Genomic DNA, 21694 nt, shown 5'->3' with positions numbered 1-21694 from the left:
GTCAGGCTCTGTTGCAACTGCAAGAGCAGAGCCTGATTTGCTTAGCTTAAGATGACTAACTCAATTTATTGGAAGACAAACGCGCGAATATCGTCGATCGCTTCTGCACCAGGGTTAGTCGATTTTGGATTAACACGTGCTGCTTTTTTCAATGATTCAACCCATGGGCCTTGCACAGGATTACCTTGCGCATCAACTGTCACACCATTGTTGATAAAGCGGTTGTTCTTCAGACTATCGCCATTTACGACATCGTTGTATTCGCTGGTCACGAAGAAACGATAAGATTGGTCATTATCAAACGTACCTTGCTTCACGCTCGCAGAGTATGGGCTCTTACGGAACAAGAAGTTAAAGCGTTTGTTGTCGATAGAAACGTTGTTTTCCAGAATCAGGGCACCTGGGTTAAAGTTGTCGGTAAAGCCATCCATATTGTTGTGGAACGATAGGCTGTTTTTCACCACATGAGCGACAGGTAAACCTTCACCACCGAGTTTAAAGCCGTTACCACGTGTGCCACCTTTCGCTGCCACTGTCATGGTTTCACCATTCATATAAGCAACAGAGTCAAGGATAGTTACTGCACCATCTGGGCCATCTTCCACTTTGTTGAACAGGTCAAAACCGTCATCAATGTTATGGTGAGAAATACAACGAATGAGAGTGTTGCCATCACCAACACGCATCTTGACTGCAAAGCCATCCGCGTTGATCTGCGCTTCATCCATATTGTTGTAACTTTCACTGTCACTTACGGTGTTGTAACTTGCCCACAGCGCACGACCTACGTCACCATCTGAGGAGATCTGGAAGCCAGTATCAGGTGAGTTATGGGTTTCCATATGATCGAAGTTATTATGGCTACCACTCACGATGGTACGTGCGCCATCGACTTCGATATTGGACACATTCCAGTAGTTGGCATCGTGTAGATACGTACCAGTAAAGCGTACATGGTCTCCGGTTGCTTTAATGGTTTTCATTTTGTCAGCAGTACCGCTGGCTGAAACAGGGATCGTCAAGGCTGGATAGTCACCATCGGCCACTAAAATCGTACCGCCTGGAGGAAGAATATTGACCGCTTGTTGTAAAGTCAGCGCGCCATTCGTTCCTTTCGGATTGACTTTGAGCGTCATTGGATCGGCTTGTTTAACCTGAGCCACTGAGTAGTGATAACTGATCGTTTTAAGATCAGGTCCTTCGATTGGTGTGAAGGAAACATCAAACTTAGTCTGAGCTTGTTGAAGACTGGTGTTGTAATCAAACATCTCGCCAGCAGTGACCAACTTGTCTTTCACTAACCATTGACCATCTTGTTGCACCCCAAATTTGCCGGTGTAGTTGGCACGAGCTTGCACAGTGTAATCAGCAATCGGTGATTGGTCTGGAGACGCTTGTTGCAGCACTGGCGCAACCAATTTGGCGTGATAACGTGGTGCATCCACAGTATTGGCTTTACTCAAATCCAATTTCACATTGGTCACGGTGATTTTTGCGTTACGTGAAGCAAAGAAGCCAACGTATTGATGTTTAGCATCTTGCATCTGAACGATATTGGCATTCGCCCCTTTCACTGGGAAAGTTTTGCTCTCTTTGCCATTGCTGTAACTCACTTCGTAACCTGAATCGGTACGAGTCAGCGTCATGTGGTAGCTTTGACCTTTACCGTAAGGAACACCTTTAACATATTCATTATGGCTCATACGGTTACCGGCAGTACCCCAAGGTTGATAGATACCTTCGCGGTAATTGCCGTCCATATTCACCAAACCGTTATTGGCTTTCTTATTGGCACGAATCAGGTTCATCACCATGTTGGACGCCGCAGGAAACTCTTCTTCCCCTTCCGGTTGAGGATTCATACGAGGTTTACCCAGAACATCTCGCACCATCAAACCAGCACCTTCTTGGCGGTTAGGCGTTGAGCCTGTTTCTGGACCCAGTTGATCTAGTGTCACATCAGCAGAGAGCGTGAAGTTCACATCGGTAGGCAATTCAGTGTAGTAGAACGTACCGCCGTCATGAGAGTTGGCTAACTTACCACCGCGACTCTCGATGGTAAAACGAGACGCCACAGGACCTGGCTGAACCAATTTACCATCGACAGTGACTTGGTTAGTACCGACTTTCTCCGGCAGAATTGTGGAACCAAAGTTCATGTCGGTTGATTGACCAAACGTAATCGCTTGCCAAGTTAATGAGTCACTGTGAGAAATCACTTGATCGGCTTGAGACGCGCACCCACCCAAAGCCAGAATGGAGGCGATAGATAACGCGATAGGAGTTCTTTTCATATTTCAAAATCCTTGAACAAAAAAAGGCCTATTTCGACGGCAGTCTCAAAATAAGCCTTCAGTGGACGAAAGTAAGACATCAAGATTAGAAGCTGTATTTCACACCAACACGCACACGAGGACGCCATTTATCGTTTTGAGAACTACCTTGATAAACGTAATCACCGGATTTGTAAGGAACAAAACCAATTTCTGTAAATGGATGCCAACCGCTGTCGAAACCTGTGTATTCACCAGTAAAGTTCACTTCAGAGAACCAGTTTTGGTGGTCTTTCCAACGTGGACCAGATGAATCAGGGTTGAAGGTATAGTCGAAGCTACCACCTAACTTCCAAGTATCGAAACCGCCGTAACTCGCAGCAAAAGTCCAGCGGTTGTAGTGTGAGTTGTCACCATCCACTTTGTTTTCATAGTGGTAACGATGACGGAATGAAACTGACCAATCTGGGTTCACTTTGTAACCTAAGGTCAAGTTAAATTGATGCCCCACTTTGTCGGAACTAGACTCCCATTTGTATTGAGGAGTTAAGCTCCAAGCATCATTTAACTTATATTGATAACTCACGTTAGCTTGTTGACCGTTGCCTTCTTGTTCACCAAACGCATCTTCGTTGTCACTTTTCCATTTCGCTTCAACTTCGAAGCCGACGCCATTTTTAAAACGATTACTTACCGCGATACGGTCAGCTTGTTTTGCAGATTGGCCGTCGTAACGAGGCGTGGTTTCATGACGAATGTTAATGGTGGTTGCATTGGCGGCAACACTGGTCATAGCCAGTAGGATAGCTGAGGTTAAGATTTTAGCTTTCATATTGAAACACCGTTTTGTTTTATTAGATTCACGGTGGACAACCTAACTCTAACCCAAAGCAGAAGAAAGTTGCCAAACAACATTTTGTGATCTACGAAACGATGTTTCATTTATATTTTTAGATTTGTGTGATCAAAATAAAATAACGCCATATTTAAAAATAAAAATGAAATGGAAATATTTAATTCAGTTCCTTACAAAGTAAAAAATCCGAATATTTAATTCATAGCTAGAACAAAATACCATAAACTAAACACAAAATTTATACCTTTATTTTTCAATATCTTATATTTTATAATTTATGAAGTTTTAACTAGATCACTTATATAATCGTAAAAATTTGACGTAAATCAATGTAAATAATCCTCAGTAAATGCACATCCAATATCGTTTCAAAAATATTGAAAACATAAAAAGAAACGATGTTTCATATTTTTATTTAAAATATTTTGAAAATGAGTTTTCAGATCACAATTATGGTAAATAGCAGTGGAAATAAACTTTTCTCGTACGTTTAATGTTCAGCAGAAACCAGAGAGTGGCGAGGAAGAGTGTATTCAACTCTCAGGTAAATCACCTTAACTACGAGGACGAGAAAATGTATGAAAGTCGTAAGCTTGGACTGGCATACCTATCCCCCTACATTCTGGGGCTGATAGTGTTTACTGCCTTTCCATTTGTTTCGTCATTTTTGATGAGCTTCACCGACTACGATTTGATGACCGCACCTAAGTTTGTGGGACTCGAGAACTATCGGTATATGCTCACCGAAGATGACTTATTCTGGAAATCAATGGGCGTTACGTTCGCGTACGTTTTCTTGACCATTCCAGTTAAACTGGCTTTTGCGTTATTTATTGCGTTCATTCTGAACTTCAAATTGAAAGGGATTGGCTTTTTCCGTACCGCCTATTACATCCCTTCGATTTTGGGGAGCAGTATTGCCATCGCAGTATTATGGCGTGCCCTATTTGCTATCGACGGCGTGCTAAACGGGTTGCTTGGATTCATCGGTATTGATCCGGTCAACTGGTTAGGCGAACCCGCTTTTGCTCTGTTTTCCATCACACTGCTGCGTGCTTGGCAGTTCGGCTCAGCCATGGTGATCTTCTTGGCTGCATTGCAGAACGTACCTCAATCGCAATATGAGGCAGCCATGATCGATGGGGCAAGCAAATGGCAAATGTTCCTGAAAGTGACCGTACCTCTAATTACACCGGTGATTTTCTTCAACTTCATTATGCAGACCACTCAAGCGTTCCAAGAATTTACCGCTCCTTATGTTGTGACAGGCGGTGGTCCAATGAAATCGACTTACTTGATCTCGCTGTACATTTACGAAACCGCATTCAAGTTCTTCGATATGGGCTACGGCAGCGCACTCGCATGGGCTCTGTTCATCGTCGTTGCAATCTTCACCGCTATCACCTTCCGTTCATCCAAATACTGGGTGTTCTATTCCGGTGATAAAGGAGGTAAATAACATGGCTACTACATTAACAGCACAGAATACGACTTCTGAAAAAGAGAGCCGTTTAGAGAACGACCGCACCATTCGTCGTGAAAAGATCAATGCCTTTATTCGCTATACCGTATTGATCATCGTGGGTGTCACTATGCTTTACCCACTGTTTTGGATGTTTTCCGCATCCATGAAACCGAACCATGAGATTTTCTCTTCGCTCAGTTTGATTCCACATGAATGGAGCTTAGAAGGGTTTATCAACGGTTGGAAAACCGGTACTGAATTTACCTTTGGTCACTACATTATAAATACCTTTGCTTATGTGTTGCCAAAAGTACTCTTTACCGTAGTGTCGTCTACCATCGTAGCTTTTGCGTTTGCGCGCTTCGAAATCCCTTGGAAAGGATTTTGGTTTGCTACCTTGATCGCGACCATTTTGTTACCTCAGTCCGTCTTGTTGATTCCTCAATATTTGATGTTTCGTGAGATGAACCTACTCGACAGTTACCTACCACTGTATTTGCCAGTTGCCTTCGCAACACAAGGGTTCTTTGTGTTCATGTTGGTGCAGTTCTTACGTGGTGTACCTACCGATATGGAAGAAGCAGCCATGATTGACGGTTGTAACTCTTTCCAAGTTCTGTGGTACGTGGTGGTGCCTGTTATTCGTCCAGCCATCATTTCTGTTGCTCTGTTCCAGTTCATGTGGTCAGTCAACGACTTCCTTGGTCCATTGATTTACGTCTCCAGTGTTGAGAAATACCCAATCGCTCTCGCACTGAAAATGTCTATCGACGTCACTGAAGGAGCTAAATGGAATGAGATTTTGGCAATGGCTTCCATCTCTATTATTCCGTCCATCATAGTCTTCTTCATGTCACAAAAATACTTTGTTGAAGGCGTAAGTAACAGCGGTATCAAAGGCTAATTTTTCGGAGTAACAACAATGGCTGAAGTGAAATTTAAACAACTTGAAAAAGTGTATTCAAACGGTTTTCGTGCAGTTCACGGTATTGATTTGACCATTAGAGATGGTGAGTTTTTGGTAATTGTTGGCCCATCAGGCTGCGCAAAATCCACCACTCTTCGTATGTTAGCAGGCCTGGAAAGCATCACAGGTGGCGAAGTGACCATCGGCGGCAAAGTCGTTAATAACTTAGCGCCTAAAGATCGTGGTATCGCCATGGTGTTCCAAAACTACGCCTTGTATCCACACATGACGGTAGAAGAAAACCTGGCATTTGGTCTGAAGCTGCAAAAACTGCCAAAAGAAGAGATCCACCAGCGTGTGCATGAAGCGGCACGTATTTTGGAGATCGAAGAACTGCTTGATCGCTTGCCTCGTCAACTTTCTGGTGGTCAGGCACAGCGTGTTGCCGTAGGTCGTGCCATCGTGAAAAAACCGGATGTGTTCTTGTTTGACGAACCTTTATCTAACTTGGACGCTAAATTGCGTGCATCAATGCGTGTGCGTATCTCTGATTTGCACAAACACCTGAAGAACGAAAATCGTCCTGCAACCGCGGTTTACGTTACCCATGACCAAACAGAAGCAATGACCATGGGCGACCGTATTTGTGTGATGAAATTGGGTGAAATCATGCAAGTCGACACCCCAGAAAATCTCTATAACGCTCCCGTCAACATGTTCGTAGCTGGCTTTATCGGCGCTCCAGAAATGAACCTTATTGATGTCGAGTTGAAAGAGCACGAGGGTAAATTGGTTATCAATATGGATGGTCAACACCTAGTCATCCCTGAAGAAAAAGCGGCGTTAATTCGCTCGCACCAATACAAGAAAACCGTAATGGGTATCCGCCCAGACAACATCACGCTGGCGTTAACCGACGAAGCATTAGCTCACGAACAGATCATTGTGGGTGATGTTATTCGTATGGAAAACATGGGCCATGAAGTGTTCGTCTATTTCCGCATCGGTAATGACGAATTTACTTCTCGTGTTCCAATTGATGATGTCAAAGCCAAACTCGATATGAAATTACAAAAAGGGGTTAAATTCATTTTCGATATGAACAAAGCCCATGTGTTTGATAAAGAAACAGAAATGAATATCTCTCTGAAAAAATAAACGCGCTTGGAGACGCTATTATGATGAAACGTACCTTACTTGCTACCTTAACTGCATTGGCTTTAGGCTCAATTGCTAGTAGTGCTTACGCACAAACCGAACTGCGCATGTCTTGGTGGGGTGGTAACTCCCGCCACCAAGCCACTTTACAAGCGCTAGAAAAATTTCATGAAAAATACCCAGACATTGTCGTCAAGGGCGAATATACCGGTTGGGATGGTCACCTATCTCGTCTAACCACGCAAATTGCCGGTAATACCGAACCTGACGTAATGCAAACCAACTGGAACTGGCTGCCTATTTTCTCGCGTGATGGCGAAGGCTTCTACGATATGTTCCAAGAAAAAGATGCACTGCAAGTGAATCAGTTCCCAGCTCAAGCCATCAAGATGACCACCGTCAGTGGCAAATTGGAAGGTCTGCCTGTCAGTATGACTTCTCGTGTCTTCTACTATAACAAGGACACTTGGGCCAAAGCAGGATTGGCTTACCCAACTAACTGGGACGAGCTGATGAAAGCCGGTCAAGTTTTCGAGCAAAAACTGGGCGAGGATTACTACCCACTCGTGATTGAAGCACGTGATATTTTTGCAATGAACCGCTCTTACTACATTCAGAAATTTGGCAAAGACATCATCAACCATGATACCAACATGCTCGATTTCGATAAGAAAGAGATGACCGACTTCTTCCAGATGTATGTGGATCAAGTGAAAGGCCATGTTTTCCCATCAACTAAAGAGTACGCATCGTACGGTAAAGGTAACTTGTATGAAATGCGCCCTTGGATTGATGGCCGTTTTGGTGGCTTGTACATGTGGGATACCGCAGTGCCTAAGTACTCCGATAACCTACAACCACCAATGTCTTTGGAATTAGGTCCATACCCAATGGTGCCAAATGCGACAGACGCAGGTTTGCTTGCACGCCCTTCAATGATGTTCTCAATTGGTCGTAATACCAAACATCCAGAAGAAGCGGCTAAATTGGTCAACTTCCTGCTTAATGATCCAGATGGTGTGAAAGCACTTGGTTTGGCTCGTGGTATTCCTATGAGTCACAAAGGCCTAGAAATTTTGAAATCAAGTGGTGAAATCGATAAGGCAAGCTTGTCCTATGAAGGTTATGCACAAGCGCAGCAACTGCCTCAAGTGATCACCCCAACCACCTACACTGACAACGCCCAGTTGATGGAACTGTTCCAAGAAGAGATGGAACACCTTGACTACGGCCAATCAACTCCTGCGGACTCTGCGCAAAACTTCTTGCGCCGTGGTAACCGCGTATTAGCGAGAATTGCTAAATAACCTCCCCACGCCACCGGTAGCAATACCGGTGGCATTTTTGCTGTTATATCTCACCTAATTACTATTTATTTCATTTAGTTAGGTGAGATATATCAACAAGAAAAATTGACTCTTTGACGCTGCGTATTTTGAGGTTTGTTATGTCATCACGCCATTCCAATTTGCCACTTCTGGAAAGCTACTATCAACGAGTGCTTGAACTCGCTCGCTCTACTCAATCCCCCTTACTGGCCGATGGCTTAGATTGGTTAACCAAGCAGCCGGTCAACTGGACCTACCCAGATGGTCATCAAGTGCCAATGAGTAACTTTGCCAGTCAGCAAAACTTTTTACGTGGCCTTGTTGCCCTTTCCATCGTGACCAAAGATGCCCGTTATCAAGAGCAAGCCGATGAGATCACCCACTATTTTCTCAACCATTACAGTGATGCCCAAAGTGGTTTGTTTCATTGGGGCGGTCATCGCTTTGTCCACTTAACCAAGGGCAATATCGAAGGGCCAGCCTCCAAAGAGTGCGTCCATGAACTTAAACACCATTTCCCATTCTATGACCAGTTACACCGCATTGACGGCCCTTTAACCGAGCAATTTCTAACCGGATTTTGGGCAGCCCATGTACTGGATTGGGACTGCCTCGATCTCAGCCGTCATGGTCAATATGGCAAAGCGGTGATTGGCAATCCGTTCGATACTCATCGTCCTCATGCGGTGGTCGATCCGAAACGTTGGCCCGAGCTACCTGAAACCATTGGTTTGACTTTTGTGAATGCGTCAACCGACCTGATTTACGCCGCCTGTCACTACTATCGTTACACTGGTGACAAACAAGCCTTAGTATGGGCGAAACATCTCTATCACCAGTTTGTATTAGCTCGCCCACCCAAAACAGGGATGCCGGTATATCAATTCTCGTCACCTAAACAGCGCGAGCCGATTCCAGAAGATGATAACCTCACGTTTTCTTGGTTTGGTGATCGTGCCAAACGTCAATTTGGTCCTGAGTTTGGCGACATTGCGCGAGAAGCAAATGTGCTGTTTCGTGATAGTTGGCCAGTGGTCGTGGATAACCCACTCGCCATTTTGGAATGTGCTCGCATCGCCCAAGATCCTGAATTAGCTCAATGGGCAATTGATGGCATCACCGCCTATTTTGCGCACGCTTGGGATGAAGAACAAAATGAGATTATTCCGATGTGGAATACCGGGCTGGATATGACTGGCTACCAATTCCAACGCGATGGTTATTACGGCAAAAAAGGCACGGTGTTACAGCGCACCCCAACGGATCCGGCTTATTTATTAACCTTGGTTCGCGCCAGTCATCAAAGCGATGATCCGAAACTGCGTGAGCTCACCAGTGCTATGCTCAAACGCTTCGGTTTAGGGACTTTGGATCCACAGACCTTACAGGTCAGCGACGTTGCGACAGAGACTTCCCTTGCCTCGGCTTACTTGCTACTGGCACTGATTGAATTAGCGCTACCGCATCAGGATCAACAATTATTGTATCTATGCGATCGAATAGCAGACAATCTAATCAAAGCGCATTATCATGACGGCGCGTTCCGCCCAAGTGCCTCACATCGATTCGTTCGCCTGGATGATCCTATCCCCTACGCCCTGTTAGCACTGGAAGCAGCCCATCTGCAGTGTTATTCACAATTACCGGTGGCCATATCCAAAGGCGGATATTTACATGGTGAAGTACAAATTCATCATGAGATCAAAACAGTCTACGACTACGATGTCATATATAACCGAACCGACAGTGAACCAGCCTAATCTATGAAGTACCTTATTGCTCTTTGAGTGCCAAATAAGAGCTTCATCAGACAGAGAATTGGGGACTCTGCGCTCGGTCTGATGGAGGTACTTTGTTTAAATTTCCACGTTCCGGCAGCCAAGCTCTTGCTTCTGCGTCTGCGACCATGCACACCTTAAAAGAGCGTTGGCAGACTCGCCCAAGGCTACGTCACCGCTCTAAGGTGTTGTTACGCCGAAGCATTATTCCATTTACTTGGCCAATCGTGGTAGAGCTCACGTGTGTGGTACTGATGAGTATTATCAGTACTATTTTGGTAAGTCATATTGGCGCGGCAGAAACCGCCGCCGTCGGCATTAGCGATAGCGTGACTTACCTTATCATTTCACTGTTAACCGCAACAGAATTGGGCGGTTCAGTGTTGATCGCACAAGCTTTTGGCCGCCGTAAACGCGAAAAAGCACTGGATATCGCTATCCAAGCCATGAATTTGAACGTGGTGATCAGTATCACCACATGTCTGTTTATCTTCCTATTTATTAGTCCGATTCTCGACATCATCGCCATGGGCGCTGACCATCATGTCATCGAACTTTCTGCACTCTATTTAAAAACCATCGCTTTTAGTTATCCCGCGCTAGCCATCACCTTAGCTGGTAGCGGTGTGCTGCGTGCGGTCGGTAATTCTCGCTCGCCAGCGATGAGCAATATCCTAATGAATATTCTCAATATTGTGTTTAGCTATCCGCTCATTTACGGAATTTCCAGTTGGGGTTGGGACGGATTAGGGCTCTTTGGTGCAGGTATCGGTGTTACCGCAGCTCGTTGGGTTGGAGCGATGATGATTCTGGCAGTACTGGCTCACAACAGCACATTGCGGGTCAGACTCAACGATTATCGCCAAAAATTTAAACGTTCGACGCTATGGGAAATTCTTGGCATCGGTATCCCTGCCAGTGTCGAATCACTGATGTTTAACGTGGGTAAACTCATCACCCAGATCATGGTAGCAGGGATGGGTACTGTGGTTATGGCGGGGAATGTGATTACCTTTTCGATACTGCTGTTCGTCAATATTCCAGGTAACGCTCTTGCCATGGCGGGAACCGTGCTGATCGGTAAACGTTTAGGACAAGATCAAACCCGTTTAGCGAAATTGGAAATGCGCCTGATTTTGTGGTCTGCCACGGCACTTTTAGTGGTGCTCGGCATTTTTTCCATTCCTTTTGCCCGGCAAATTGCCCAGATTTACACCAGCGATCCCAAAGTTATCGATGTGGTTGCCAACCTTATTTATCTCAACGCCATCATGATGCCCGTCTGGGCTGCCTCCTTTGTATTGCCCTCGACATTTAAAGGGGCCAAAGATGTGCGTTACAGCATGTGGACTGCGATCGCGAGTATGTGGGGTTGTCGCATCGTGTTTGGGTATGTCCTTGGCATCCATTTCAACATGAACGTATACGGTATTTGGCTGGGGATGTTTGCCGACTGGTGGTTTAGAGCCGCTCTCTATGCATATCGTATGGTGACCGATAAATGGCTAAACATTTACCGCAGAAATAAATTGCAAGAGGAGTCACGTTAAGACTTCTCATTCGTTTCTCCTCTCTTCGTTCTCAGGCACAATCCATTTTGTGCTTGAGAATAATTGCGTTAACTCAATTCCCTTTCAATCGCCACTTTCAGTGATGGATTGATGCAGTATTTTAACCCTCAGAAACATAAAGTTAACCTTTCATCTCTCTTTGCAACAATTTGATGCGGTTATTTTCCTCTATCACACCCTCACTTCGTTTTGTCGGTAAAAAGACAACACCATGTTTCGTGAAAGTAATCACATTCCAACGGAAAAAATAAAAAATGAACCGTTGTTTCGATTTGCATCACAGATAACAAGGTTTCATAAAAATATACTTCCATTCAAATAAATTAAAACACTGTTTCGAGGTTTGGATATGGAATATGATTATCTAGTCATCATTGGTTATTTTATCCTGATGGTGGCAATCAGTTTGCTGTTTAAAAAAATGGCGAGTAAGAGTACCAGCGACTACTTCCGTGGGGGCGGTAAAATGCTCTGGTGGATGGTTGGTGCTACGGCCTTTATGACTCAGTTTTCTGCATGGACATTCACTGGCGCTGCAGGTAAAGCGTTCAGTTCTGGTTTTGAAATTCTAGGTGTGTTTGTTGGTAACATGGTGGCTTACGCCGCAGCGTATTTCTACTTCGCTCGTCGCTACCGTCAAATGCGCGTAGATACACCAACCGAAGCGGTTCGTCGTCGTTTTGGTCATGGTAACGAGCAGTTCTTCACTTGGGTGATTATCCCACTTAGCGTATTGAACGCTGGGGTATGGTTGAACGGTTTGGGTGTATTCGCTTCAGCGGTATTCGGCACTGACATTAACCTCACCATTTGGATCACAGGTATTGCTGTACTGCTAGTATCACTGATCAGTGGCGCATGGGGCGTGGTGGCATCTGACTTCATCCAATCTCTTGTGGTTGCGGTTATCTCGATTGCTTGTGCAGCCGTTGCGTTATTCGTGATTGGTGGTCCTGGCGAAATCGTGACTAAGTTCCCTGGCGGTTTCTTTGTTGGTCCAGACATGAACTACCCAATTCTGATTGTGGGTTCATTCCTGTTCTTTGTGGTGAAACAGCTCCAAAGTATCAACAACATGCAAGAATCTTATCGTTTCTTGAATGCTAAGGACTCTAACAACGCATCAAAAGCAGCGCTGTTAGCACTAGGTATGATGTTCATCGGCGCGATGATTTGGTTCATCCCACCATGGGCGCTACGTATCTTGGATCCAAACGCTGCCGCTGCTTACGCAGGTCTTGGTAAAAAAGCAGGCGACGCGGTTTACCTCGTGTTTGCTCGCGACTACATGCCTACTGGTACAGTGGGTCTGCTAATGGCAGGTCTGTTCGCTGCAACTATGTCTTCAATGGACTCAGCGCTAAACCGTAACTCAGGTATCTTTGTTCGTAGCTTCTACGCACCTATCGTGCGCCGCGGTAAATCAACCGATAAAGAACAACTACGCATGGGTATGATTGCCAGCATCATCAACGGCATCTTAGTTATCCTATGTGCTCAGTTCTACGTCTCACTACGCGGTTTGAGCTTGTTCGATCTCATGATGCAAGTAGCGACTCTGCTGCAATCACCAATCTTGGTACCACTATTCTTGGCTATCTTGATTCGCAAAACACCAAAATGGGCACCATGGGCAACTGTTGTCTTCGGTCTATGTGTTTCGCTGATGGTTGTAAATGTTTGGACACCAGAAGTTGTTGGTGGTTGGTTTGGCATGGAACACCTAACTGGTCGTGAATCTAGCGACATGAAAATCATGATCACTATCGCAGCGCACTTGATTCTGACTATCGGTTTCTTCCTATGCACCACCTTGTTCTACAAAGAGGAAAAAGACCCTTACAAAGCACAAACTGAAGAGTTCTTTAAAGACATTAATACCGAATGTATCGAAGAAGAAGGTCAAGATGTGGTTGACCGTCAACAACGTAACAAACTGGGTAGCTTGGTAATGTGCATGGCTGCTGGTTTGGTGCTGATGGTGTTGATTCCTAACCCATTATGGGGCCGTCTACTCTTCTTGGCGTGTTCTGCAGCGGTGTTCTTTGTTGGTTTTGCGCTGCGCCGCAGTGCCAATGCCGGCCTTGTGACTCGTAAAGTGGCAACGAATTAAAACGTAATTACCCTGTGCCATGCTCGATCCTCCCCTAAGGAGCATGGCACATTTTCTCTTGATTTTACTGAACATGACTGGGACGAGCGATTTGCTTGTCCGATAAAAAGGAGACAGATTATGGCTAAAGGCGACGTAGTACAGTTGCATTTTGAAAGTTTCACCGACAGTGATACTCAAGTCAAAGTAACTCGTTTAACCCCTACCGATGTTATTTGTCACCGTAACTATTTCTATCAAAAATGCTTCACTCAAGACGGTTCTCAGCTGTTGTTTGCCGGTGATTTCGATGGTCATCGCAATTACTATCTCTTGGATCTAAAGACCCAAAAAGCACGTCAATTAACTGAAGGTAAAGGTGATAATACCTTTGGTGGTTTCCTCTCTACTGACGAACAATCGCTTTTCTATGTAAAAAATGAACTGAACCTGATGAAGGTTGATCTCAACAGCCTAGAAGAGAAAGTCATTTATACCGTTGATGAACAATGGAAAGGTTACGGCACTTGGGTAGCCAACTCTGAATGTACCAAGCTGGTTGGTATCGAGATTTTGAAAAGCTGCTGGAAGCCACTCACTGACTGGAAAAAATTCCACGAATTTTTCTACACCAATCCAACTTGCCGCCTGATCAAAGTCGACATCAACAGTGGTGAATTGGAAGTGATTCATCAAGCAGATACATGGTTAGGTCACCCTATTTATCGTCCATTTGACGATTCAACCATCGGCTTCTGCCATGAAGGTCCTCATGACTTGGTTGATGCTCGTATGTGGCTGATCAACGAAGACGGCACTAACGTTCGTAAAGTGAAAACGCATGCGCCAGGCGAATCTTGTACCCACGAATTTTGGGTGCCAGATGGCAGTGCCATGGCTTATGTCTCTTACTTCAAAGGTCAAGCTGGACGCGTTATTTATAAAGCGAACCCAGACACCCTAGAAAATGAAAAAGTGATGGAAATGCCACCTTGTTCTCACCTAATGAGTAACTACGATGGCACTTTGATGGTGGGTGACGGTTGTGACACCCCAGTGGATGTGGCTGATGACGCTAGCTACAGTATTGAAAACGACCCATTCTTGTACGTGCTCAATACCAAAAACAAAACCTTTGCCAAATTAGCCAAACACAATACGTCTTGGGAAGTGCTTGACGGTGACCGTCAAATCACTCACCCACACCCATCATTCACACCGGATGACCACGGTGTATTGTTTACCAGCGATTTTGAAGGAGTCCCAGCACTCTATATTGCTGAGGTTCCAGAGGAACTCCGATAGTACTGTTCAGTCTATCATTTCGCCCTTAGTTACCCCACTAAGGGCGCTTTTTTATCTGCCGTCATTTTATCTACTGCAAATAGAGACGTTTTACCGTGCCCCTATTTTAATATACCCAAGTAACCTCAAGATGCTGTTTCAGCGAGAATGTATTCGCTCATAGGCAAGGCACCGATTTGAATACATAGTTATTCTACGTAGAAAATCGGTAACGCAGCATAGGAGCGAATACAACTCGCCCTTTGGGAGCTCATCAACAAGCCCATTTCTGCGCCCAATGACATTGAAAGGGAATAACCATTCCTGCCGTCATTGAGCTTGATCTGTGCTCGTTGATGAAGCTCTGAATTCTGCATATTGAGGTCATTTGGGTATAAATAGGCGGCTTTTCAATTCATTGCGTTTAATACGTCAAGCTCAATGAATTAAGTGCGATAAAGCACTTTCACTACGTGCCAACCAAATTTGGTTTTTACCAATTGCGGGGTTAATAGTTCGCCCGTAAAACACGCTTTATCAAATTGAGGTACCATTTGACCACGGCGAAACTCACCTAAGTCGCCGCCACGTTTACCAGATGGACATAAGGAGTGTTTTTTGGCCAAAACTTGAAATTTTGCGCCTTTTTTCAATTGGTTGATGATCTCTTCAGCCTGTTCCTTGTGCTTAACTAAGATATGCAACGCTGCTGCTGTAGATGCCATGATCGCTCTCATCTGTGTAAAAAAGTGGCCTAGTTTACCCAAAGCGCCGCCAAAATGCATCACACTCGAAAGAGTTGCTAAACGCGCCATGGTTTACTCGATTATTCATTTCAAATTCAATGAAAATATTTTTCCCTATCAGATCAATAAAATCGTCAATAAAGGCAGTTAATTGCCTCTAGACCATTGCCGTAATATGGAATTCAGTTAATATAGATCGTAATACGTGTTCCACTAAGTAATGTTATCGACTATGGCTAAAACGATCAGTAAGGCAAACCAATCGCAAGGTATGCTCATGTTCACCTTGAACATGCAAAAACAGTTGTTTGCGATCGGCACCCTGAAGGTAAGGGAGATCATTCCTTACATGCCAATGACTCAAATTCCTTATTCACACCACAACGTGGTGGGTACAGTGACGTTTCGTAATACCACAGTACCTGTCATTGATATGGCAGCTGCGATTGGTTTTCGTCGTATCGACCCAAGTGAATACAAAGATTGCTATCTGATTGTCACCGACTGTCTGCGTACTGTTGTGGCATTTATGGTGCGCAGCATAGAGAAGATCATTGAGTGTAACTGGCGTTCGATTGAATCAGCACCGGCAACCACAGGCAAAAATGTCTTCGTTACTGGGATCACCCATTTTGACGATCACATTGTTCAGCTACTTGACGTCGAACTTTTGTTATCCAAAATCTATCCGCAGTATGAATCGACTAAAGTGCCGATGTTAACCGACATTGAACGTGAACGTCTTAAAGCACTGAACATCATGTTGGTTGATGACTCCTCTATCGCCCGTAAGCAGCTTGCCGATGCCTTAGACCGGATCAACATTGGTTATCAAGTGTGTAAGAACGGCGCAGAAGCATTGGAAGTGATGCGTGAAGTCGCCAAAGAAGGCAAAGCGATTGATATTCTGGTAAGCGATATTGAAATGCCAGGATTAGATGGGTATGAATTAGCTTTTGAGGTACAAAGTGCCAATGAACTACATCATGCTTACATCATTTTGCATACCTCTCTGTCGAGCGAAATCTGTGTTGATCGGGCTCACCAAGTGGGTGCTCATGAAGCGCTAGAAAAATTTAATGCAACCGAACTCATCGAAGCGATGCTGCGTGGTGCGAAAAAAATCGAAAAAGGTCAATTAAGTCACGCAGTGGCCTAATAACGAAAGCGAATGAGAAAAAGCCTTACTGTAATGTAAGGCTTTTTTAATGGAATCCATTTAACTCAATACTGCTTATATCGCTTCGAACTTAGTCAGCCACAGGGCTAATTCTCCATCAAGCGCTTTCTGTTGTGCGGGTGAAAAGCAATCCATCACCGCAGCCTGCTCTTGAACATAAGCGTCAAGTATACCGTTAATCAGTTCTAGCCCCTGCGCAGTAAGCGCCACTTCCACACTGCGCCTATCTACTTCACTGTGTTGTCGAGCGATCAATGCCTTCGCCTCTAGTTTGTCTAAGCGGTTGGTCATCGCTCCTGACGTTAACATCATCGAGTTGAGTAAATCTGAAGGGGTCATTTGATACGGAGCCCCAGAGCGACGTAACGTCATTAACACATCAAATTCCCCCATCAGCAATCCATGCTCTTTGAGCCACTGGGCAATGTGATTTTCCAAGTGTTTGGTCAGACGAATCAGACGACCTAAAATTCCCATAGGTAACGTATTGATTTCAGGAAATTCTTTCGCCCATTGACCGCGAATAATGTCTATTGCATCCATTTCACTACTACTCTGTTTTAGTTCCTTTGCCATATTACTTTAACATTAAGATACTTTACAAAACTCTTTTTCTTCTTTATCTTTGCGTAAACTATTTTAACGTAAAGATACTTTACATGAATATTTTACTCGCGATGATACCGGCGTTCTTTTGGGGAACCACTTACGCGGTCACGCAATTTACTCTGCCTGATTGGCCACCATTGTTACTAGGAATACTCCGCGCGCTGCCTGCCGGACTGCTACTCTGGTTGGTCAAACCCTCATTTCCTGCTGCAAAAGATTGGCGTCCTCTGTTGATCGTCGGCACGATCAATATTGGGGCTTTTTTCTGTTTGATCTTTTTAATGGCACACACCCTACCCTCGGCTATCTCTGGGGTGGGAATGATTTCAGTGCCAGTGTTTGCCATGCTGTTTCAATGGGTTGTTTTCAAACAGCGTCCTAGCGTGATTCGAGCCATCTGTGGTTTTGGCTTAATCGTTCTGGCTTGGCAGTTATTTGATCCCAGCCACCTAAGTCTGAGTCCACTGGGGATGATCGCTATGCTTGGGGCGATTTTGTGCATGATCGCAGGATCAACCTACACGCAAAAGCTCGGTCAGAAAGTACACTGGTGGACAACGCTGACCTGGCAGCTTATTTTGGGGGGCTTGGTCTTAATTCCCGTAACGGTGATACACGCGCTGAACGCTCCAGAGATCTACGTAGCAGCATTAACTCATATCGATTGGAATCACATTGCAGGTCTTATCTGGATTTGTGTGCTCAATACCGCGCTCGCTTATGGGCTCTATGTTTGGTTGCTTCAACGAATGTCAGTGGTGGATTTTACCTTTGGTGGCATCGCCAACCCCGTGGCGGGTATTAGTTGTGGCTTCCTGCTGCTCGGTGAAACCTTTACGACGTATCAATACCTGCTTATGGTGGGCATGATCATAATGTCATTGGCTCCACAATGCGTTATGCAGTGGCAAAAGGCGCGACGCAGCGCCCTTGCGCTAAAAGGCGAATGTCATAGTTTATAACTCTTCAATCCGCTGCAGATTGTCCTGCGCCGTTGCTAAGATTTGCCCCTGAAGTTCAGGGGTAAATCCTTCCCAAACGCGATACATCATTTTCATGCGATGATTCGAGGCAAAACGCTCACGATGACGATGTAAAAATGCCCAATACCAAGCGTTAAGAGGACAGGCACTTGAACCGACTTTCTCTTTGACTTGGTAAGGACAACCCTTGCAATAGTCACTCATCTTGTTCACGTAGGAACCACTCGCGATATAAGGTTTGGTCGCAATCAAACCATTATCCGCAAATAACGCCATACCACGCGTATTAGGCAGTTCAACCCATTCCAACGCATCAATGTAGATACCGAGATACCACTCATCGACTTCATCTGGGTCGCAGCCCGTCAGCAAAGCGAAGTTGCCGGTGATCATCAAGCGTTGAATGTGATGGGCATAGGCGTAGTCGAGAGATTGCGAGATAGCAGCGCTCATGCAACGCATCTTCGTTTTGCCATGCCAGAAATAGTTGGGCAGTTTACGCTGTGCTGCTAGCGCATTTTTCTCCTTAAAATTTGGCATGTTGGCCCAGTACATACCGCGAACATATTCACGCCAGCCCAGAATTTGCCGCACAAAACCTTCTACCTGAGCCAACGTGACACTCTGCGTGTGTTGGTTGTAAAAATAGATAACCGCATCAATCACCTCTTTGGGGTTGAGCAGTTTTACATTGAGCGCAAAAGAGAGTCGGCTGTGATAAAGCGACCATTGATGAGGAGAATTGGCGGTCATCGCATCTTGAAAGCGACCAAAATTCGCCACACAGTGTTGGCAAAAATAGGCCAAGAGGTTAAGGGCTTGGCTACGATTAATGGGCCACAACAAGGTTGAACTTTGGGTTCCGAACGTCACCACATCATGGCGTTCGATTCGTGCCAAAATAGCATCGATGGGGTTTTCAAAACGAAGTGGTGGTGGAATGTCAGCCAAATCCGCCTTCTTAAGCGCCGACCGGTTCTCTTCATCATAATTCCACTGACCTCCCAGTGGATTCCCATCTGGTGTCATCAATATTTGATGACGTTTACGCATCCGACGATAAAAGTGCTCCATCAACACCGATTTATCACTGGGAAAATCGGCAGCCAATTCGTCAAACGGTACCATGAAATGCTGTGAGTCATATTCGCTTTTGGTGATCCCTTGTGGACGCCATTGGCGCAGTTGCTGTAACACGCGATACTCATCTGGCGTTTGATAGCCAAACTGGTCAATATCAAAACGTTGCAATAGCGATTCCAGTAAACTAGGCAAATCAGCAAACGAAGCCGTGTCATCTAACGTAAGATGCAGCACATGATGTCCAGCTTGTTGCAGTTGATGGGCAAACGCTTCCATTGCTGCAAAAAAAGCACAGACTTTCTGCACATGATGTTTTACGTAATCGGTCTCTTGCTTCAGCTCAGCAATCACATAAAGAGTGTCAGGGTTCACCTGAGCGAACCAGTGATGTTGGCTATTGAGCTGATCACCAAGAATCAAGCGTAATGTGGTATATTTCATAGGGTTCCCGTTATTTAACTGCATGATTTTTACGCAGCTAGTCTAGGTAGGATCATTCTTGATACAGAAAGCTTACACCAGCCTGTTATACTAGGAGTATCTTCCACGGTTTCCGTTTTTGGGTTTATTAGTATTGCGGATACCTTTTGCGAACAGTGACTCATGACCGACGAATTCAAAAAATCCACGGACAATCTAAAAAAAGCAGTACCACTGATGATGAAAAATATGGTGGCCACCACGCCAGCCAATTACGCTCTTTGGTACACCTATGTCGATAACACCCTCCCTGAGATGAATGCCCAGATCGACAACATCGTCGCGCAAAATGGTGTCTGCCCACCATCAGCAAACGAGCAAATGTATCAGCAATACATCGCGAGCAAAGCAGAAACCAGTATCAATGACCTTAAGTCGAATCTAGAAGTGTTGGTCGGGGAAATTAGTTGTTCGATGACCGATACATTAACCGACACCTCTGTATTTAGCTCATTGATTGATAAAAGCTTTAATGATCTAGAACGAGTCGAACGAGATAATCTTTCCATCGAAGAAGTGATGACCATTATCCGTAAGTTAATTGCCGACTCACGCCAAATTCGTCACTCGACTTCGTTTTTACACAATCAGCTCAACACGGCAACTGAAGAGATCACCCGCTTAAAAGATCAACTCGCAGAAGTACAAAAAGATGCGCTGTTTGACAGCTTAACAACCCTCTATAACCGCCGTGCTTTTGACCGCGATATCCAGACCTTATTTGAAATCGATCAGCCCATGTGCTTGATTGTGGCCGATATTGACCACTTTAAAAAGTTGAACGACACCTACGGTCATCTGTTTGGTGATAGTGTGATTCGCGCGATTGCCAAGCGCTTACAGTCTTCCTGCCGCGAGGGTATTAATGCGTATCGGTTTGGTGGGGAAGAATTTATCCTATTAGTGCCGCAGAAGAGTTTACGTATTGCGCGTCAGTTTGCAGAGAGCCAACGCCGTTCAATCGAAAAACTCAATATCAAAGACCGCCGTACGGGTGAGCAAGTGAGTAGCGTCACCGCCTCATTTGGTGTGGCTGAGCGCCAACCGCAAGACAACCCAACCTCCCTATTAGAACGCGCCGATAAAATGCTCTATGAAGCGAAAAACTTAGGCCGCAACCGAGTAATGCCCCTTTAGAAAAGACCACGCCCTGACTTGGTCAGGGCGTGAAGCTCAAATGAATCGACTTTTACAATTCATAACAATACGTTAGACAATACTCTTCACCGCATTTACCGCGATACTCTTTATCTTCAGAACACGCTTGAGGGCGACCTTGTTCATCACCTTTGACTAGGCTAATCCAATGGCGCATACCTGAGGTTTCATTGAACATGGTATTGGTTTCAAGCTGAATATCATCGATGGTGACTAATTGCACTTCGCCAGTCCCTTGATGGCGCGCAATCAATAGCTCAACATGACTGCCGTTTCCATCGCGGAACAGAATTGAGGTCGGGCGGTCTTTCTCACCAACAAAGGCAACAAACTGTTGATTGTTGCTCAAACCACTATGGGTGCCATCTTTGAAGTAAGCCAGCATGTGGTGGTAATCAATTTGGTAACTGGTGACATCTTGGTGCGAGCCCTGCTCAAGTGGGAAAAGGCGATCCAACAGCTGCTTGGCTTTGACCTGCTTCTCATCTTGCTGCTCGGCGCTGATGTTCTCCACCGCAAACACATGTTCAGCAATAAACGGTGTCGAGTGGTGGGGTTGTTTTTTGTCAAAAGTCAGCATGTTCATCTATCGTTCCTTCTAGGATGTTTCACGTATTCATTCTGTTTTATTGATGCCATTCACTGTTCACAGAGCTCAACTGAATTTCAATCGATTTTGTGACTCGGCTTACTTGGAAGAGTAATAGATTTCTCACTACAATTTCACAACAAAAATTTTACAA

18 protein-coding genes are annotated in these 21694 nt (G+C 45.0%); 11 read left to right on the top strand and 7 right to left on the bottom strand.

Annotation, left to right across the window (positions count from 1 at the left end):
• Nucleotides 1-65 precede the first annotated feature (65 nt).
• Together OCV11_RS17660 and OCV11_RS17655 are read right to left on the bottom strand one after the other, a co-directional pair.
• Entirely contained in the window at nucleotides 66-2294 is a 2229-nt protein-coding gene (locus OCV11_RS17660; protein ID WP_261897339.1) for a right-handed parallel beta-helix repeat-containing protein, read from the bottom strand.
• An 85-nt stretch (nucleotides 2295-2379) separates the two neighbouring features.
• Nucleotides 2380-3105 carry an oligogalacturonate-specific porin KdgM family protein gene (locus OCV11_RS17655; RefSeq protein WP_261897338.1) on the bottom strand — a complete coding sequence of 242 codons (726 nt, stop codon included), beginning with the start codon at nucleotides 3103-3105 and terminating at the stop codon, nucleotides 2380-2382.
• Nucleotides 3106-3703: 598 nt separating this feature from the next.
• On the opposite strand from OCV11_RS17655, the gene OCV11_RS17650 reads away from it, so the two are divergent.
• The 8 genes from OCV11_RS17650 to OCV11_RS17615 all read left to right on the top strand — a co-directional run bounded on the left by OCV11_RS17650 (nucleotide 3704) and on the right by OCV11_RS17615 (nucleotide 14733).
• The gene (locus OCV11_RS17650; protein ID WP_261897337.1) at nucleotides 3704-4588 is read left to right on the top strand and encodes a carbohydrate ABC transporter permease; all 885 of its coding nucleotides are present in this window, start codon (nucleotides 3704-3706) and stop codon (nucleotides 4586-4588) included.
• A 1-nt stretch (nucleotide 4589) separates the two neighbouring features.
• Nucleotides 4590-5498, top strand: coding sequence for a carbohydrate ABC transporter permease (locus tag OCV11_RS17645; RefSeq protein WP_261897336.1), 909 nt, complete (start codon nucleotides 4590-4592; stop codon nucleotides 5496-5498).
• An 18-nt stretch (nucleotides 5499-5516) separates the two neighbouring features.
• Nucleotides 5517-6659: an ABC transporter ATP-binding protein gene (locus tag OCV11_RS17640; RefSeq protein WP_261897335.1), complete on the top strand. Its 1143-nt coding sequence runs from the start codon at nucleotides 5517-5519 to the stop codon at nucleotides 6657-6659.
• A 20-nt stretch (nucleotides 6660-6679) separates the two neighbouring features.
• Nucleotides 6680-7966 (top strand): ABC transporter substrate-binding protein, encoded by a 1287-nt coding sequence (locus OCV11_RS17635; protein ID WP_261897334.1) that lies wholly within the window; start codon nucleotides 6680-6682, stop codon nucleotides 7964-7966.
• 140 nt (nucleotides 7967-8106) lie between these two features.
• Nucleotides 8107-9747, top strand: a complete 1641-nt coding sequence (locus OCV11_RS17630) for a pectate lyase (RefSeq protein WP_261897333.1) — start codon at nucleotides 8107-8109, stop codon at nucleotides 9745-9747.
• Nucleotides 9748-9839: 92 nt separating this feature from the next.
• The gene (locus OCV11_RS17625; RefSeq protein WP_261897332.1) at nucleotides 9840-11315 is read left to right on the top strand and encodes an EmmdR/YeeO family multidrug/toxin efflux MATE transporter; all 1476 of its coding nucleotides are present in this window, start codon (nucleotides 9840-9842) and stop codon (nucleotides 11313-11315) included.
• A gap of 370 nt (nucleotides 11316-11685) precedes the next feature.
• Nucleotides 11686-13449 (top strand): sodium:solute symporter family transporter, encoded by a 1764-nt coding sequence (locus tag OCV11_RS17620; RefSeq protein WP_261897331.1) that lies wholly within the window; start codon nucleotides 11686-11688, stop codon nucleotides 13447-13449.
• 120 nt (nucleotides 13450-13569) lie between these two features.
• Nucleotides 13570-14733: an oligogalacturonate lyase family protein gene (locus OCV11_RS17615; RefSeq protein ID WP_261897330.1), complete on the top strand. Its 1164-nt coding sequence runs from the start codon at nucleotides 13570-13572 to the stop codon at nucleotides 14731-14733.
• A gap of 188 nt (nucleotides 14734-14921) precedes the next feature.
• Here the strand turns inward: OCV11_RS17615 and OCV11_RS17610 are convergent, their stop codons facing one another.
• Both OCV11_RS17610 and ppiC read right to left on the bottom strand, forming a co-directional pair.
• Nucleotides 14922-15089 carry a hypothetical protein gene (locus tag OCV11_RS17610; protein ID WP_261897329.1) on the bottom strand — a complete coding sequence of 56 codons (168 nt, stop codon included), beginning with the start codon at nucleotides 15087-15089 and terminating at the stop codon, nucleotides 14922-14924.
• A gap of 69 nt (nucleotides 15090-15158) precedes the next feature.
• Nucleotides 15159-15437 carry a peptidylprolyl isomerase PpiC gene (gene ppiC / locus OCV11_RS17605; protein WP_261897949.1) on the bottom strand — a complete coding sequence of 93 codons (279 nt, stop codon included), beginning with the start codon at nucleotides 15435-15437 and terminating at the stop codon, nucleotides 15159-15161.
• A gap of 253 nt (nucleotides 15438-15690) precedes the next feature.
• On the opposite strand from ppiC, the gene OCV11_RS17600 reads away from it, so the two are divergent.
• Nucleotides 15691-16617 carry a chemotaxis protein gene (locus tag OCV11_RS17600; protein WP_261897328.1) on the top strand — a complete coding sequence of 309 codons (927 nt, stop codon included), beginning with the start codon at nucleotides 15691-15693 and terminating at the stop codon, nucleotides 16615-16617.
• 75 nt (nucleotides 16618-16692) lie between these two features.
• Here the strand turns inward: OCV11_RS17600 and OCV11_RS17595 are convergent, their stop codons facing one another.
• Nucleotides 16693-17181 carry a MarR family winged helix-turn-helix transcriptional regulator gene (locus tag OCV11_RS17595; protein WP_261897948.1) on the bottom strand — a complete coding sequence of 163 codons (489 nt, stop codon included), beginning with the start codon at nucleotides 17179-17181 and terminating at the stop codon, nucleotides 16693-16695.
• Nucleotides 17182-17297: 116 nt separating this feature from the next.
• Here OCV11_RS17595 and OCV11_RS17590 point away from each other — a divergent pair, with 116 nt between their 5' ends.
• Nucleotides 17298-18209, top strand: coding sequence for a DMT family transporter (locus OCV11_RS17590; protein ID WP_261897327.1), 912 nt, complete (start codon nucleotides 17298-17300; stop codon nucleotides 18207-18209).
• Here the strand turns inward: OCV11_RS17590 and OCV11_RS17585 are convergent.
• Nucleotides 18204-19754 carry a cryptochrome/photolyase family protein gene (locus tag OCV11_RS17585; RefSeq protein WP_261897326.1) on the bottom strand — a complete coding sequence of 517 codons (1551 nt, stop codon included), beginning with the start codon at nucleotides 19752-19754 and terminating at the stop codon, nucleotides 18204-18206. The genes OCV11_RS17590 and OCV11_RS17585 overlap by 6 nt on opposite strands.
• Nucleotides 19755-19916: 162 nt before the next feature.
• On the opposite strand from OCV11_RS17585, the gene OCV11_RS17580 reads away from it, so the two are divergent.
• A complete protein-coding gene (locus OCV11_RS17580) occupies nucleotides 19917-20930 on the top strand; it encodes a GGDEF domain-containing protein (RefSeq protein WP_261897325.1) in 1014 nt (337 codons plus the stop codon).
• A gap of 52 nt (nucleotides 20931-20982) precedes the next feature.
• On the opposite strand, the gene OCV11_RS17575 is transcribed toward OCV11_RS17580, so the two are convergent.
• On the bottom strand, nucleotides 20983-21537 hold the full coding sequence (locus OCV11_RS17575; RefSeq protein ID WP_261897324.1) for an aldolase/citrate lyase/malate synthase family protein: 555 nt from the start codon (nucleotides 21535-21537) through the stop codon (nucleotides 20983-20985).
• Nucleotides 21538-21694: the final 157 nt, after the last annotated feature.

It is taken from the genome of Vibrio porteresiae DSM 19223 (genome assembly GCF_024347055.1).
Classification (GTDB): domain Bacteria; phylum Pseudomonadota; class Gammaproteobacteria; order Enterobacterales; family Vibrionaceae; genus Vibrio; species Vibrio porteresiae.
Note: the sequence above shows the minus strand (reverse complement) of the source record. Positions and strands in the feature narration are given on the sequence as shown.

What these genes read in the sequence shown, in the direction of transcription:
- OCV11_RS17580 (WP_261897325.1), top strand. Translation starts at nt 19,917, where the DNA reads ATGACCGACGAATTCAAAAAATCCACGGACAATCTAAAAAAAGCAGTA.
- OCV11_RS17630 (WP_261897333.1), top strand. Translation starts at nt 8,107, where the DNA reads ATGTCATCACGCCATTCCAATTTGCCACTTCTGGAAAGCTACTATCAA.
- OCV11_RS17590 (WP_261897327.1), top strand. Translation starts at nt 17,298, where the DNA reads ATGAATATTTTACTCGCGATGATACCGGCGTTCTTTTGGGGAACCACT.
- OCV11_RS17610 (WP_261897329.1), bottom strand. Translation starts at nt 15,089, where the DNA reads ATGCAGAATTCAGAGCTTCATCAACGAGCACAGATCAAGCTCAATGAC.
- OCV11_RS17595 (WP_261897948.1), bottom strand. Translation starts at nt 17,181, where the DNA reads ATGGATGCAATAGACATTATTCGCGGTCAATGGGCGAAAGAATTTCCT.
- OCV11_RS17600 (WP_261897328.1), top strand. Translation starts at nt 15,691, where the DNA reads ATGGCTAAAACGATCAGTAAGGCAAACCAATCGCAAGGTATGCTCATG.
- OCV11_RS17575 (WP_261897324.1), bottom strand. Translation starts at nt 21,537, where the DNA reads ATGAACATGCTGACTTTTGACAAAAAACAACCCCACCACTCGACACCG.
- OCV11_RS17615 (WP_261897330.1), top strand. Translation starts at nt 13,570, where the DNA reads ATGGCTAAAGGCGACGTAGTACAGTTGCATTTTGAAAGTTTCACCGAC.
- OCV11_RS17635 (WP_261897334.1), top strand. Translation starts at nt 6,680, where the DNA reads ATGATGAAACGTACCTTACTTGCTACCTTAACTGCATTGGCTTTAGGC.
- OCV11_RS17585 (WP_261897326.1), bottom strand. Translation starts at nt 19,754, where the DNA reads ATGAAATATACCACATTACGCTTGATTCTTGGTGATCAGCTCAATAGC.
- OCV11_RS17655 (WP_261897338.1), bottom strand. Translation starts at nt 3,105, where the DNA reads ATGAAAGCTAAAATCTTAACCTCAGCTATCCTACTGGCTATGACCAGT.
- OCV11_RS17645 (WP_261897336.1), top strand. Translation starts at nt 4,590, where the DNA reads ATGGCTACTACATTAACAGCACAGAATACGACTTCTGAAAAAGAGAGC.
- OCV11_RS17660 (WP_261897339.1), bottom strand. Translation starts at nt 2,294, where the DNA reads ATGAAAAGAACTCCTATCGCGTTATCTATCGCCTCCATTCTGGCTTTG.
- ppiC (WP_261897949.1), bottom strand. Translation starts at nt 15,437, where the DNA reads ATGGCATCTACAGCAGCAGCGTTGCATATCTTAGTTAAGCACAAGGAA.
- OCV11_RS17620 (WP_261897331.1), top strand. Translation starts at nt 11,686, where the DNA reads ATGGAATATGATTATCTAGTCATCATTGGTTATTTTATCCTGATGGTG.
- OCV11_RS17640 (WP_261897335.1), top strand. Translation starts at nt 5,517, where the DNA reads ATGGCTGAAGTGAAATTTAAACAACTTGAAAAAGTGTATTCAAACGGT.
- OCV11_RS17650 (WP_261897337.1), top strand. Translation starts at nt 3,704, where the DNA reads ATGTATGAAAGTCGTAAGCTTGGACTGGCATACCTATCCCCCTACATT.